Annotated in this window: 13 protein-coding genes; 8 read left to right on the forward strand and 5 right to left on the reverse strand. The window is 70.4% G+C overall.

Annotation, left to right across the window (positions count from 1 at the left end):
- Positions 1–14: 14 nt before the first annotated feature.
- The 3 genes from VGO20_RS10315 to VGO20_RS10325 all read right to left on the reverse strand — a co-directional run bounded on the left by VGO20_RS10315 (position 15) and on the right by VGO20_RS10325 (position 2,407).
- Positions 15–590: a PepSY domain-containing protein gene (locus VGO20_RS10315; protein WP_327502247.1), complete on the reverse strand. Its 576-nt coding sequence runs from the start codon at positions 588–590 to the stop codon at positions 15–17.
- Positions 591–657: 67 nt separating this feature from the next.
- On the reverse strand, positions 658–2,034 hold the full coding sequence (locus VGO20_RS10320; protein ID WP_327502248.1) for an HD-GYP domain-containing protein: 1,377 nt from the start codon (positions 2,032–2,034) through the stop codon (positions 658–660).
- An 82-nt stretch (positions 2,035–2,116) separates the two neighbouring features.
- Positions 2,117–2,407 (reverse strand): hypothetical protein, encoded by a 291-nt coding sequence (locus tag VGO20_RS10325; protein WP_327502249.1) that lies wholly within the window; start codon positions 2,405–2,407, stop codon positions 2,117–2,119.
- A gap of 216 nt (positions 2,408–2,623) precedes the next feature.
- Between VGO20_RS10325 and VGO20_RS10330 the strand changes: the two genes are divergently transcribed.
- Positions 2,624–2,821, forward strand: coding sequence for a hypothetical protein (locus VGO20_RS10330; protein ID WP_327502250.1), 198 nt, complete (start codon positions 2,624–2,626; stop codon positions 2,819–2,821).
- A 7-nt stretch (positions 2,822–2,828) separates the two neighbouring features.
- On the opposite strand, the gene VGO20_RS10335 is transcribed toward VGO20_RS10330, so the two are convergent.
- Positions 2,829–3,296: an Lrp/AsnC family transcriptional regulator gene (locus tag VGO20_RS10335; protein ID WP_327502251.1), complete on the reverse strand. Its 468-nt coding sequence runs from the start codon at positions 3,294–3,296 to the stop codon at positions 2,829–2,831.
- A 108-nt stretch (positions 3,297–3,404) separates the two neighbouring features.
- Between VGO20_RS10335 and VGO20_RS10340 the strand changes: the two genes are divergently transcribed.
- The 4 genes from VGO20_RS10340 to VGO20_RS10355 all read left to right on the forward strand — a co-directional run bounded on the left by VGO20_RS10340 (position 3,405) and on the right by VGO20_RS10355 (position 9,010).
- Positions 3,405–4,376, forward strand: coding sequence for a nucleoside recognition protein (locus VGO20_RS10340; protein ID WP_327502252.1), 972 nt, complete (start codon positions 3,405–3,407; stop codon positions 4,374–4,376).
- A gap of 80 nt (positions 4,377–4,456) precedes the next feature.
- Positions 4,457–6,862 (forward strand): AMP-binding protein, encoded by a 2,406-nt coding sequence (locus VGO20_RS10345; protein ID WP_327502253.1) that lies wholly within the window; start codon positions 4,457–4,459, stop codon positions 6,860–6,862.
- Between the two features lie 262 nt (positions 6,863–7,124).
- Entirely contained in the window at positions 7,125–7,421 is a 297-nt protein-coding gene (locus VGO20_RS10350) for a toxin-antitoxin system TumE family protein (protein WP_327502254.1), read from the forward strand.
- Positions 7,418–9,010, forward strand: coding sequence for an HVO_A0114 family putative DNA-binding protein (locus VGO20_RS10355; protein ID WP_327502255.1), 1,593 nt, complete (start codon positions 7,418–7,420; stop codon positions 9,008–9,010). The genes VGO20_RS10350 and VGO20_RS10355 overlap by 4 nt, the downstream gene beginning before the upstream one ends.
- 12 nt (positions 9,011–9,022) lie before the next feature.
- On the opposite strand, the gene VGO20_RS10360 is transcribed toward VGO20_RS10355, so the two are convergent.
- Positions 9,023–9,931, reverse strand: coding sequence for a DMT family transporter (locus VGO20_RS10360; protein ID WP_327502256.1), 909 nt, complete (start codon positions 9,929–9,931; stop codon positions 9,023–9,025).
- Between the two features lie 117 nt (positions 9,932–10,048).
- Between VGO20_RS10360 and VGO20_RS10365 the strand changes: the two genes are divergently transcribed.
- The 3 genes from VGO20_RS10365 to VGO20_RS10375 all read left to right on the forward strand — a co-directional run.
- Complete coding sequence (locus VGO20_RS10365) at positions 10,049–10,555, forward strand: Lrp/AsnC family transcriptional regulator (RefSeq protein WP_327502257.1); 507 nt, start codon at positions 10,049–10,051, stop codon at positions 10,553–10,555.
- A 40-nt stretch (positions 10,556–10,595) separates the two neighbouring features.
- Positions 10,596–11,516: a DUF5996 family protein gene (locus VGO20_RS10370; RefSeq protein WP_327502258.1), complete on the forward strand. Its 921-nt coding sequence runs from the start codon at positions 10,596–10,598 to the stop codon at positions 11,514–11,516.
- A partial coding sequence (locus tag VGO20_RS10375; RefSeq protein ID WP_327502259.1) for a monovalent cation:proton antiporter-2 (CPA2) family protein occupies positions 11,516–13,176 on the forward strand: 1,661 nt, incomplete at its 3' end. The genes VGO20_RS10370 and VGO20_RS10375, both read left to right, overlap by 1 nt.

The following is a 13,176-nucleotide window of genomic DNA, read 5'->3' on the forward strand; positions in this document are numbered from 1 at the left end:
GCGATCCCGGAAGATCAGTCGCCGGCCACGGCGTCGCCGGTCGAGAGGTCGATCATGACCTCGCGGTCGCCGGTGTCGGTCGCGACCTCGATCTCGTAGAACAGGCGTCCGTCCTCCTCCTCGAGCGAGACCTCGGTCGCCGGGCCGCCGGCCTGCTCTTCGGCCGCCGCGAGGGCGTCGGCGATGGAGGTGGGGGCCGCCTGCAAGGCCGCGAGCCGGTCGCCGCCGAACCACCGCTGCCAGGTGCCGGCCAGGGTCTGCTCCTCGACCGACACGACCTCGCCGCTCCGGGCGTCCACGACGGCCTGGTGGAGGTTGCCGTCGGTCGCGATCGCGATCTCGTAGACGAGACGGTCGCCTTCGGCCTCCAGCTCGGCCTCCAGGACGCTGCCGGCCTGGCGCTGCTGGGCGGCCTGGACCGCCGCCGCCAGCCCGACCGTGTCGGAGGACGAGGCCGACGCCGCGGGTGCCGCCGCCTGGGCTGCCGGCTGGGGGGGCGCCGTCTGGGGCGCCGTCTGCGCCTGGGCGAGCCCGGCCGGGACCAGGAGCGCCACCGCTGCGGCCGCGGTCGTACGGGAGATGAAGCGCATGTCGGACATCCTTCGTCGTTGCGGTTTCAGCCCCCTCAACACATTCCCGCCGGAAGTGTCGCCGTCTTCACCCCGCATCGGCCAGCGCGCGGCGCAGCGCGTCGAAGCAGACGGGGTCGAACGCCGTCCCGACCTCGCGCTCCATGATCGCCAGCGCGTCCGCGACGGGCATCGCCGCGCGGTAGGGGCGGTCGGCCGTCAGGGCGTCGAAGACGTCGGCCGTCGTCACGACCCGGGTGGCGAGGCAGATCCGCTCCGCCGTCAGCCCGCGCGGATAGCCCTTGCCGTCCAGGCGCTCGTGATGCGCGCCGCCGATGCGGGCCAGCTCCTCGAAGGCGCCGATCCGCGAAAGGATCGCCTCGCTCAGCCGGGCATGGTCGCGCATCGCGACCCACTCCGCCTCGTCGAGCTTGCCGGGCTTGTCCAGGATGAGGTTGCTGACCCCGAGCTTGCCGATGTCGTGCAGGAGGGCCGCGCGCCGCAGCCGGCGGCGCTGCCCGTCGTCGAAGCCCAGCTCGCGCGCGATCAGGTCCGAGAACAGGGCGACGCGGTCGCTGTGGCCGCGGGTGTAGGGGCTCTTGGAATCGACGACCTCCGCGAAGGCGGCCGCGATGTCGTCGAGATAGGACTCGTCCGCGACCTCGACCCGCCGGGCCGGCTCCAGCGCGAAGACCGCCGCCTCCACCCCGTCCGAGCCGAGCGTCTCCCAGAAGCCCGGCCTGCCGGCGACGCGGCCGAAGGCCCGCACCACCTCCGGATCGAACCAGGTCCCGGACCGCGCCCGCACCTCTCGCAGCGCCCCGTCGCGGCCGGCGCCGGTGTGGAACACGTCGACGACCTGGGACAGCAGCGCGATGCGCGCATAGACCGGCACGTCGGCGCCCTTCAGCCCGTACGGCTTGCCGCCGCCGTTCCAGTGCTCGTCCAGGCACGCGATCGCGTCGGCGACGGCGTCGGAGAAGCGCAGCCTGCGGGCGATGCCGGCGCCGCGCTGGCAGCGCGTCTCGATCAGCTCGCGCGCGATCCGCCCGCCGTTGCGCACGATCTCCGCCAGCGCGCGGAACCGGTCCGCCAGCCCCGCCGTCAGGCCGGTATGCCCGATCACGAAGCGGAGCACCTCCGGCAGGCCGTCGCCGAGGGTCTTGACGTCGTGCTTGAAGCCGATGTCGTCCGCGAGATAGAGCTGGCAGATGCGCGCCGCGTTGCTGCTGCAGCCGAGGTCCTTCAGGAGGATCGCGTAGTAGAGGTCGCGGACCTGCGCCTCGTCCAGCCCCATCTCCCGCCCGACATGGACGCCGATCCAGCAGCACCGGATGCAATGGCCCGGCGGCTGTCCCTCGGTGAGGTCGAGGGCATGGCTCAGCGCGCCCAGGATCTCCGACAGCGCAATCGCCTCGGAGGCGGCCGGCAGAACCTCCGCCGGCGCCGTCGCAACCCCGCCCATGGCCTACCCCCTTCGCGCGGAACTCCCCGAAGCACGAAGATGGGCCGGCGGGCGCCGGCGTCGAGCGTCCCGGCGTCGATTTTCACTCCACGAGGCGCAGCGGGGGGCGGGGGGCGGGCGGACCGGCGGGATCGGGCGCCATGTGCAGCAGGCCGATCGCCACCAGCCGGACCGCGCCGACGAAGGAGCCGCCGCGCAGCGTGCGCACGCGGGTGAAGAACTCCACGGGGGTGATGCCCTCCGCCTCGACGATCTCCCGCACGCGGCCCCAGAGGAACCGCTCCATCCGCAACGTCGTCCGGCGCAGCCTGCCATCCTCCACGAACCGCACGGTCCTGCGCACCAGCGCCGCCGGCGCATCGTCCTCCGCCATTTCCCGTCCTCCTCCATCCGCCACCGTTGCCCCGGCACTTTCCGGCAATGTCCCGCCCCTCTCGTCCTTTGTTCCATTGACAGAAATAAACGATAGCGTTTATTCCCGTCAATAAACGATTGCGCTATCGTATATAAACCGATAGCGATATCGAAGTACGTGAGGACCGATGAACACCGATTGCGCTATCGGGGATACGGCGTTATGAAACGCCGGATGCCGAAGCCTCGCCTATACGAAGAGGATCTCTTCGTTCGCGCACCGAAAGGAACCAAGGAGCGCATAGACCGCCTCCGCGGGGAGGAGCGGCAGGGGGACTTCGTGCGCCGCGTCCTGCTCGACGCGCTCGCCGACATGGAGGCCGGGCGCTGGCAGCCGGCGACGCCGCCGAAACCGCCGAAGCCGCGCAAGTGACCCCGGCTCACACCGGGATCGCGGTCTCGTCCTTCATGCCCTCCATCGAGAACAGGGTACGGAAGCGGTCGACGTTGGGATCGGCGTAGAACAGCCGCTCGCAGACCGCGCGGAACTCCTTCATGTCGCGCAGATGGAGCATCAGCATCACGTCGCCCTCGCCGGCGATCATGTGGAGCTGGCGGACCGCCGGCTCGCCGCGCGCCGCCTCGATCAGGCGCCGGCTCGGCTCGCGGCCGTGGCGGGTCAGCGTCACCTCGACGAACGCCGTCAGCGGCCGGCCGAGCGCGTCCGGATCGACGACCGCCACCACGCGGCGGATCACGCCCGCCTCCTTCAGCTGCGCCACGCGCCGCAGGCAGGTCGAGGGGCTGCTGCCCACCCGCTCCGCCAGCTCGGCGCTGGTCTGGCCGGCGTCGCGCTGCAGCTCGCGCAGGAGGCGGCGGTCGAGATCGTCCATGGCGAAATTCGGCATGACGGCGGCCTCTCGTGGCGGGTTTCGCCGGAAACTGGCCGATTTTGCCCAGCATCGCAACTGCGAACGGCCTATGCTCCCGGCAGGTGCCCGACTAGGAAATACGCGATGATCCCCCTGCTCCGCCAGGCCGCGAGCGTGTACTGGCTGCTGCTGAAGACGATGGTCCCGGTGCTGGTGGCGATGCGGATCGCCCAGCAGCTCGGCGTCGTCGACGACCTCGCGGGCGTGCTCTCGCCGCTGATGGGCCTGGTCGGGCTGCCGGGCGAGACCGGCATCGTCTGGATGACGACCCTGCTGATCAGCCTCTATCCCGGCGCGGCCGTGTTCGTGGCCCTGCTGCCCGACCTCGCGCTGACCCAGGCCCAGGTCAGCGTCCTGTGCGGCATGATGCTGATCGCCCACGCGCTGCCGCTGGAGCAGGCGATCGCGCGCTGCGCGGGCCCGAGCTTCTGGTTCACCGCCCTGCTGCGCTTCGCCGGCGCGCTCGCGTTCGGGGCGCTGCTGAACCTGGTCTTCACGCTGACGGGCTGGCTCGGCGCGCCGGCGTCGGCCCCGCTGTGGTCGGCGGCGCCGGCCGAGGCCGGCTGGCTCGACTGGGCGGTCTCGACCACGATCGAGCTGGTGGTGCTGTTCTTTATCCTGCTGTCGCTGCTGGCGCTGATGGCCGGGGCGCGGCGCATCGGCCTCGTGGACGCGCTCGGCCGGCTGCTGAAGCCGATGCTGCGCGTCCTCGGCCTCGCCCCGGAGGCGGCCTCGATCACGCTGGTCGGGCTGCTGCTCGGCCTCACCTACGGCGGCAGCCTGATCATCCAGGAAGCCCGGACCGGACGGCTGTCGCGGCGCGACGTCATGATCTCGATCTGCTTCCTGTGCCTCGCGCACAGCCTGATCGAGGACACGCTGCTGATGATGGCGCTGGGCGCCGACGCGATCGTGATGGTCCTCGGCCGCCTGGTCTTCGCGCTCGCCGCGGTCGCCCTGCTCGCACGCCTGCTCGACCGGGTGCCCGAGCGCGTGTTCCGGCGCCTGCTGTTCGCCGGCGGCGACCCCGTGCCCGGCCCGGCGCCGAGCCGGTGACGCGCGTCTGATTTCGTACGATCGTTCCGAATATTTCTGCTACCTTGGGCGGAACTTCCCTCCGGCCGAGGTGCGGAACAATGTGGCCGCCGGTATCGCCGCGGGCGCCCGCAACACGCTCACTCCGATTCGCCGGCCGGTTCGCCGGCCCGTTCGCCGGCCCGTTCGGCCGGCCGATCACCGGCCGGCTGGCCAACGCGCTGCTGGCGGCGGCCGCGGCCGGTGCGGCGGCGGTCGCGGTGGCGCTCGGCGCCGGTGCCGTCCCGGCCGCGCTCGCCGGCGCCGCGGGCCTGGCCGGCGCCACGGCCGCGCTCGCGCGCGCAGCACCCCGGGCGCTGGTCGAGGGCCCGCTCGCGACGATCTTCCGCCTGGCGTGGCGCGTGAAGGTGCGCGGGGTCGGGCACCTGCACGCGGCCGGCCCGCGGGCCGTGATCGCCCCGAACCACGTGTCGTTCTTGGACGGGGCGCTGCTCGCCGCCTTCCTGCCGGTCGAGGCGGTCTACGCCGTCGATGCCGACGTCGCCCGCCGGCCCTGGCTGCGCCGTCTGCTCGGCCTTGTCGACGCGGTCCCGATCGAGTTCGCCGGCGGCATGGCGATGCGCATCCTGGTCCGGCGGGTGCAGGGCGGCCGGCCCTGCGTCATCTTCCCGGAGGGCCGCATCAGCACGACCGGGTCGCTGATGAAGGTCTATGACGGGGCTGGCATGATCGCCGGCCGCGCCGGCGCGGTCGTGGTGCCGGTGCGCATCGAGGGCATGCAGTACACGCCCTTCTCGCGGCTGCGGGGCAAGATCCGGCTGCGCTGGTTCCCCCGGGTCACGATCACGGTCCTGCCGGCATGCCGGATCGAGGTGCCGGCCGACCTGCGCGGCCGTGCGCGCAGGCGGCGCATCGGCGCCCTGCTCGACGACGCGATGGCGGCGGCGATGCTGGACGCGCAGGACCGCGGCCGGACCGTGTTCGAGGCGCTGCTGGACGCCCGCGACGTGCGCGGCGACGGCGAGCCGGTGCTGGAGGACGCGAGCCGCGCGCGGCTCGGCTACGGCCGGCTGGTCGCCGCCAGCCTGGCGCTGGCGCGGCCGCTCGCGGCGATCAGCGCGCCGGGCGAGGCGGTCGGGCTCCTGCTGCCGAACGCCAACGCGACGGCGGTCGCGTTCTTCGCGCTCCAGGCCTGCGGCCGGGTGCCGGCGATGCTGAACCCCGGTGCCGGTGCCGCGAGCCTGCCGGCGGCGTGCCACATGGCCGGGGTCGCGACCGTGCTGACCTCGCGCCGCTTCGTCGAGCGGGCGCGGCTGGAGCCGGCCGTCGAGGCGCTGGCCGGACGGGTGCGGATCGTCCATCTCGAGGACCTGCGCGACCGGCTCGGGACCGCCGGGCGGCTGCGCGGCCTGCTGGCGCGGCCGTTCGCGCGCCGGATCCACCGCGCGGCGCGGCGCGGCCCGCAGGACCCGGCCGTGATCCTCTTCACGTCGGGCTCGGAAGGCAGCCCGAAGGGCGTGGCGCTCAGCCATGCCAACCTGCTCGCCAACTGCGGCCAGCTCGCGGCGCGGCTGCCGTTCCGCCCGGACGACGTCGTGTTCAACGCGCTGCCGATGTTCCACGCCTTCGGGCTGACCGGCGGGCTGCTGCTGCCGCTGCTGAACGGGTTCCGGACCTTCCTCTACCCCTCGCCGCTGCACTACCGCATGGTGCCGGAACTGGTCTACCACGCCGAGGCGACGGTGATGTTCGGGACGGACAGCTTCCTGCGCGGCTACGCCCGGGTCGCCTCGCCCTACGACTTCAACACCGTGCGGCTGCTGTTCGCGGGCGCCGAGGCGCTGAAGGAGGAGACGCGCGCGATATGGGCGGAGCGGTTCGGGGTGCAGGTGCTGGAGGGCTACGGCGCCACCGAAGCGGCGCCGGTGATCGCGGTCAACACGCCGATGCAGCCCCGCCCCGGCACGGTCGGGCGCCTGCTGCCGGGCATCGGGCACAGGCTGGAGCCGGTGGAGGGCATCGCGGACGGCGGCCGGCTGCTGATCCGCGGCCCCAACGTGATGCTGGGCTACCTGACGCCGGAGCGGCCGGGCGTGCCCGTGCCGCCGGACGGCGGCTGGCACGACACCGGCGACGTCGCCACGCTCGACGCGCAGGGCTTCGTGCGGATCGTCGGGCGGCTGAAGCGCTTCGCCAAGGTCGCCGGCGAGATGGTCCCGCTCGCCACCATCGAGGCCGAGGCGGCGCGGCTGTGGCCGGACGCCGCGAGCGCCGCCGTCGCCCTGCCCGACGAGCGCCGCGGCGAGCGGATCGTGCTGGTGACGGAAGCCCGCGAGGCCGGGCGCGAGGCGTTGCGCGCCCATCTGCGGGCGGCGGGGCTGCCCGAGATCATGGCGCCGCGGGCCGTGGTCCGGGTCGAGCGGGTGCCGCTGCTGGCCTCGGGGAAGGTCGACTATCCCGCGGTGGTGCGGCTGGCCGGGGCGTCGCTGCGGTCCGAGCCGGCGTGAATGGCGGAGTAGCTTCAGAGGCGGCCAGCGAACCTACGAGAAAGGTCGGGAAAATTTTATCTTCCGGTCTTAAGGTTGCCTCATGAGGGAACGATACTTCGACCCCCTGGATGCAAACCGACTCTCCGCGTGATCGCGTTGGAACGATTGCATCCGTCGCCCATTGATCCATATCGGCAAATGATATATGTTTACCGACGCTGAACTGTGGTCGTTTATAGACAATGCCGGGACGTGGCAAATGCCCAACGGATGGCGGATCGTGATCCGCGCCGAAATCGCAGACAGGACGGTAAAGACGCCACATGGCCTTAGTTATGCGGTCATCCTGCAGGACCAACAGGGAACACGCATCCTGGGCTTCGACAATTCGCATGATTTCGATGGTGCGCAAGACGATGATCCCTATGATCACGAGCATAAGGCGGGAAGGGTCGGCCAGCGGTTCCGCTACCGGTTCAAGTCGCCGTCCGTACTCGTGAGAGACTTCTTCGACAGGTGCGAAATGTATTGCGAACGCGTGGGCGTTCCGTTCGAGTTCGTAGAGGACGTCGTATGAAACCAATCGCCGGAAGAGAACTGCGGGATCATCTACTTACCAGATTGAAGCAGGAACCAACTCCGCCTTCCAAATCGGATGCGGGTGCGGCAGTCGCTCCTTCGGGAAACCGTTTGCTGCTCGCGCTCATCACAAAGTACCGCCCCAGAAGCATAGTAGAACTCTCATCGATGGCCGGACGGCAACAGCCGAACGTAAGCCGGTCGCTGAGCACGCTCGTGCGGGCCGGCCTCGTCCAGCTCAATGCCGATGGTCGCGCGACCGTACCGACGCTGACGCCGCGTGGGCATCAACTGGTCGAAGACTTGGATCTGGCCGCCATGGCGGACCTCCCCTTCACCGGCGACCCGGAAGCATCACGGCCTCTCAGGAACGCCATATTTGAAATCACCGACGTCAAAGGGCCGGACGGTGATGAATCAGTAGAGATTCCGGCAAAGATATCGGTCGTCTTCAGGAAAAATGGAGCTCAGTCGCCGACCGTAGTCACGGCAGACGCGGACCTCAATGCCGTTGCCGAAAGATTGCTTTCGCATTGGTGGCGCCTCCTCTATCGCCGAGATGATCCATTTAGCCTGTTGCCTACCTTCGCCGGCAAAAGTCCGTCGAAAAATTCCATATTGGTGAAATCCTGGGGAAAACATATCGAGTTGACATCAAGCCCCATCAGCGAAAACTCGCGTAGCAGTGTATATTTAACGAATACCGATGATTTCGCCGGCCAGGCTATGGACTTCATTGTGCAGACGGCCGTTAGAATATTTCATGAAAAACGCCGATTCCACACCAAAGTCGAATCTTTTCTAAATCGGATCAAGGACGTGCTGGAGCAACCTGAGGAAATCTCTTTCTGCCGAGCAGCGGGCGCCCTTGGCCTCTCCCCACACGCGACCGGCGATGCCGTGGCACGAAGTATTCGAGTACTGGTCAATTTCATCGCGGATGAGGACCCGCGGCTCGATTTCGCGTCGTCGATCCATCCCGATCGGTTGCCGGAAGCCCTGGACTGGATCGCTTCCAAGACCGACGACGGGAATACGAAAAACCACTTGGAGGGCCTTCCCGATCTTCGTCATCGGATCAATGAGGAAAGACGTGAACCAGCACCTGGAGATCGGCCCTGGCTGATCGGCACGGAAACAGCCAAACGCACGAGGCAACTACTCGGCCTAGGAGAAGACAGGGCACTGGGCACCCTTGCCAGTCTCGTCCAGCAGTTCGGTGGCCGAAGGGATTTCGAGTCCAGTACCTTCATCGAAGGCCGCCTGCGTGGCTGGTGTGCCGTCAGAAACTCGGCTCCGGTCGTCGTGGCCCGGCAGGAGGATATGGAAGCCACGACCTTCATCGTGGGACGCGCAATCGGCGACTACCTGATATTCGGTGAACGTGACGCCCCTGTTGCGGACATGTACACGGACCGGCAAGCTGCCGGACGGGCGTTTGCTGCGGAATTTCTTGCTCCCGCCGAAGGTGTACTGAGAATGATCAATGAAGAAGATATGTCTATGAGCGACGTCGCAAGACATTATGGCGCAAAGATGGGCGTTATTAAAAAACAATATTATAATAATTCATACCCTTCGGCATAAAAAAGTTGGAGCTTACTCTTTTACTCTCAAATACTCGTGGCCGCTTGAAGCGGCGTCGCCCCGGAGGCGAGGCGCCCCGGCCGCCAGCAGGACGCCGAGCCCGACGACCAGGGCCGCGGCTGTCCCGGCCGGCCCGGGAGCCTCGCCCAGGAGCGCCATGCCGCCGAACGCCGCGAGTGCGGGCGCCAGCGCGCTGAACGCGGCCGCGCGGGTGGCGCCGAGGCGGCGCACCGCGAAGCCGTAGGCGACGATCGCGACGAGGCCGGACAACCCGCCCTGGACCGCCGCCTGGATCGCGACCTCGCGCGACGGGGTCGAGAACAGGTCGGTGCCGAGGACGGCCGCGAGTGCCAGATGGACCGCCAGCGACCAGGCGGCGACCATGCCGGCGGCCTGGAAGGCGCTCAGGCCGCTGCGCCGGAAGGCGTGGGTATAGGCCGCCCACATCGCCGCGCAGAGGACGAAGAGCAGGTGGCCGCGCCAAGCGTCGCCGGCACCGGCCAGCGCCGCCGCCTCCAGGACGGCCACGCCCCCGGCGATCAGCCCGTATCCCGCGACGCGCGGCGGCCCTAGGCGCTCGCCCAGCAGCGCCCAGCCGATCAGGCCGGCCCAGAGCGGCATCGTCCCCGGCATCAGCACCCCGGCATGCGAGGCCGGCGCGAAGCCCAAGCCGGAGGAGCCGATCAGCAGGAACGGCGCGCCCGACCCCGCCACCATCAGCGCCACGAGCCGCAACGGCACGCCGCGCGGTAGCAGGCCGACCTTCAGCCAGGCCGGCGCCAGCAGCAGCGCCGGCACCCCGAAGCGCAGCAGGCCGAGATCGACCGGGCCGAGGCCGGTCGAGACCGAATGGCGCGTCGCCACGATCCACCCCGCCCAGATCGACACCGTCAGCAACGCCGCCGCCACACCCGCCGCCATGACTCTCCTCTCCTTCCCTGCCCCTCCGCCGCCCCTCCGGTGCGGGACGGCGCATTCTCGCGCACGGCCCCCTGGCAGGTCCTTGCCAATTCCGCCCCGCCGGGGGATGGTGGAGCAATGATCCACCCAAAGACGGCCGTGAAAGGGCAGGATGTGCTAGACCGGACCGATGTCGCGATCCTGAGGGCGCTGCAGGAGGACGGCAGGCTGGCCAATGTCGACCTGGCGGAGCGGGTGAACCTGTCGCCCTCGCCCTGCCTGCGGCGGACAAAGCGGCTGGAGGCCGACGGCGTCATCCGCGGCTACCGCGCCGACCTCGACCGGACCAGGCTCGGCCTCGGCCTGACGGTCTTCGTCGAGATCAAGGTCGCGCGCCACACCCTGGACAACGCCGACTCGCTGGGCCGGGCCCTGAGCGCGATCCCGGAGGTCGTGTCCTGCTTCATGCTGTCGGGCGACGCCGACTTCCTGGCCGAGATCGTCGTGCCGGACCTGGCCGCCTATGAGCGCCTGCTGTCGCAGACGCTGCTGATGCTGCCGATGGTGACCGACATCCGCTCCAACTTCGCGCTGCGCACGCTGAAGACCGGGGGACCGCTCGCGATTCCGCCCGCTTCCCGCTAACGTGCTTGCCGACGCCGTGCGCCACCCCCGGGAGACGAGTATGGAACCGAACGCGCAGACGCGGATCTGGCCGCCCCTCGTTCCCGCGCAGTGGGAGGAGACGCGCCGGGCGCTGCATATGTGGACCCAGGTGATCGGCAAGGTCCGGCTGGCGCTGGCGCCGTTGGAGAACCACTGGTGGCAGGTGCCGCTCTACGTCGACTGCCGGGAACTGACGACCTCGCCGATGCCCCATGACGGGCGCACGGTCCAGATCGACCTCGACCTCGTCGGCCATCGCCTCGCGATCCGGTGCAGCGACGGCACCGAGCGGGGGTTCGCGCTCGGGCCGGCGAGCGTCGCCGGCTTCCATGCGCGGCTGACGGCCGAACTCGCCGCCCTCGGCATCGAGGCGCCGATCTGGCCCGTGCCGGTGGAGGTGCCGGACCCGGTGCCGTTCGAGCGCGACCGGGAAATCGTCGCCTACGACGCCGACGCCGCGCAGCGCTTCTGGCGCGTCCTGGTCCAGGCCGACCGGGTGCTGAAGCGCTTTCGCGCCGGCTTCCTCGGCAAGGCCAGCCCGGTCCATTTCTTCTGGGGCAGCTTCGACCTGGCGGCGACGCGGTTCTCCGGCCGCCCCGCACCCCGGCATCCCGGAGCGCCCGGCGTCGCCGACGCCGTCACCCGCGAGGCCTACAGCCACGAGGTCAGCAGCGCCGGCTTCTGGCCGGGGGGCGGCGGGGTCGACACCGCCCTGTTCTACGCCTACGCCTACCCGGAGCCGCCGGGTTTCGCGCAGGCCGCCGTGCAACCCGCCGAGGCCCGCTACGACGAGACCCTGCGCGAGTTCGTCCTGCCCTACGACGCCGTGCGGCTGGCGCCCGATCCCGACCGGGCGCTGCTGTCCTTCCTGCAATCCACCTACGAGGCGGCCGCCGATCTCGGCGGCTGGGACCGCGCCGCGCTGGAGCGCGCAGCCTGATGGAGGAGGCGACCCACCAGGCGCCGCTCGTCGTCGAGGCGCTGATCGTGCTGGCGGCGGCGGTCGTGGCGGTGCCGCTGTTCAAGCGGCTCGGCCTCGGCTCGGTGCTGGGCTACCTGGCGGCGGGGCTGCTGCTCGGCCCCTCCGCCCTCGGCCTGTTCCAGGAGCCGGAGAAGCTGATGCACTTCGCCGAGCTCGGCATCGTGTTCCTGCTGTTCCTGATCGGGCTGGAGATCAATCTCGGCCGGCTGTGGAGCATGCGGCGCGACATCTTCGCGCTCGGCTCGGCGCAGATCCTGCTGTGCGGCGCCGCCCTCGCCCTCTACCCGCTGTTCGCGCTCGGGCTCGGACCCGGCGCGGCGCTGGTCGCCGGGCTCGGCCTCGCGCTGTCCTCGACCGCGATCGTGATGCAGGTGCTGGAGGAGCGCGGCGAGATGCGCACCGTCCACGGGCGGCGCAGCTTCGCCATCCTGCTGATGCAGGACCTCGCGATCGTGCCGCTGCTGGCCTTCGTGGTCTTCCTGGCCCCGGGCGGCGACGGCGACGGCACGCCGGTGTGGCTCTCGGTCGCAGGCATCGTCGCGGCGGTCGCGGCGGTGGTCGCGGCCGGGCGCTGGCTGCTCAACCCGCTGTTCGGGCTGCTCGCGCGGTCGGGCGCGCGCGAGATCATGACGGCGGCGGCGCTGCTGGTCGTGATCGCGGCGGGCGTGCTGATGACGCTGGTCGGCATGTCGATGGCGATGGGGGCGTTCCTCGCCGGGGTGCTGCTGGCCGAGTCCAACTACCGGCACGAGCTGGAGGCGGACGTGGAGCCGTTCCGCGGCCTGCTGCTCGGCCTGTTCTTCATCTCGGTCGGCATGAGCGTCGACCTGGCGCTGATCGCGGAGCGCTGGGCCGCGATCCTGGCCGGCGTGGCGATCCTGACGGCGGTCAAGGTCGCGGTGGTCTACGCCCTGGTCCGGCTGTTCGGGAACGGGCACGACGTCTCGGTCCGCTCGGCGCTCCTCCTCGCCCAGGGCGGCGAGTTCGGCTTCGTGCTGTTCTCGGCGGCCGCGGCCGCGGGGGTGATGTCCCGGGCCGATGCCGGCCTGCTGGTCGCCACGGTCACCGCTTCGATGGTCCTGACGCCGGCGCTGATCGCGCTGGGGCCGTGGCTGGCGTCGCGCCAGGCGCAGGCCGAGCCGGACGAGGATTTCTCGGACGCGCGGGGATCGGTGCTGATCATCGGCTTCGGCCGCTTCGGCCAGCTCGTCTCGCAGATGTTCCTGGCCGCCGGCCATGCGCTGGTCGTGATCGACAGCGACGTCCAGCGCGTCGAGGAGGCGCGGCGGTTCGGCGCCCGGATCTTCTACGGCGACGGCACGCGGCTCGACGTGCTGCGCGCTGCGCGCGCGGGGCAGGTCGGGCTGGTCGCCGTCTGCACCGCCGGGACCGAGGCCACCGACCGGATCGTCGAGGTGCTGCGCGAAGGCTTCCCGGGCGTGCCGCTGTTCGTCCGCTCCTACGACCGCCGCCACTCCATCGCGCTGCTGGAGCGCAACGTGGACTTCGAGCTGCGCGAGACCCTCGAATCGGCGCTCGTCTTCGGCCGCGAGGGCCTGGTGCGCCTGGGCGCCGACCGGGACGAGGCGGCCGAGATCGAGCGCGAGGTGCGCAGCCT

It is taken from the genome of Arenibaculum sp., from assembly GCF_035998295.1.
GTDB lineage: Bacteria > Pseudomonadota > Alphaproteobacteria > Azospirillales > Azospirillaceae > DASYHS01.

What these genes read in the sequence shown, in the direction of transcription:
- VGO20_RS10315 (WP_327502247.1), bottom strand. Translation starts at nt 590, where the DNA reads ATGCGCTTCATCTCCCGTACGACCGCGGCCGCAGCGGTGGCGCTCCTG.
- VGO20_RS10320 (WP_327502248.1), bottom strand. Translation starts at nt 2,034, where the DNA reads ATGGGCGGGGTTGCGACGGCGCCGGCGGAGGTTCTGCCGGCCGCCTCC.
- VGO20_RS10325 (WP_327502249.1), bottom strand. Translation starts at nt 2,407, where the DNA reads ATGGCGGAGGACGATGCGCCGGCGGCGCTGGTGCGCAGGACCGTGCGG.
- VGO20_RS10330 (WP_327502250.1), top strand. Translation starts at nt 2,624, where the DNA reads ATGCCGAAGCCTCGCCTATACGAAGAGGATCTCTTCGTTCGCGCACCG.
- VGO20_RS10335 (WP_327502251.1), bottom strand. Translation starts at nt 3,296, where the DNA reads ATGCCGAATTTCGCCATGGACGATCTCGACCGCCGCCTCCTGCGCGAG.
- VGO20_RS10340 (WP_327502252.1), top strand. Translation starts at nt 3,405, where the DNA reads ATGATCCCCCTGCTCCGCCAGGCCGCGAGCGTGTACTGGCTGCTGCTG.
- VGO20_RS10345 (WP_327502253.1), top strand. Translation starts at nt 4,457, where the DNA reads ATGTGGCCGCCGGTATCGCCGCGGGCGCCCGCAACACGCTCACTCCGA.
- VGO20_RS10355 (WP_327502255.1), top strand. Translation starts at nt 7,418, where the DNA reads ATGAAACCAATCGCCGGAAGAGAACTGCGGGATCATCTACTTACCAGA.
- VGO20_RS10360 (WP_327502256.1), bottom strand. Translation starts at nt 9,931, where the DNA reads ATGGCGGCGGGTGTGGCGGCGGCGTTGCTGACGGTGTCGATCTGGGCG.
- VGO20_RS10365 (WP_327502257.1), top strand. Translation starts at nt 10,049, where the DNA reads ATGATCCACCCAAAGACGGCCGTGAAAGGGCAGGATGTGCTAGACCGG.
- VGO20_RS10370 (WP_327502258.1), top strand. Translation starts at nt 10,596, where the DNA reads ATGGAACCGAACGCGCAGACGCGGATCTGGCCGCCCCTCGTTCCCGCG.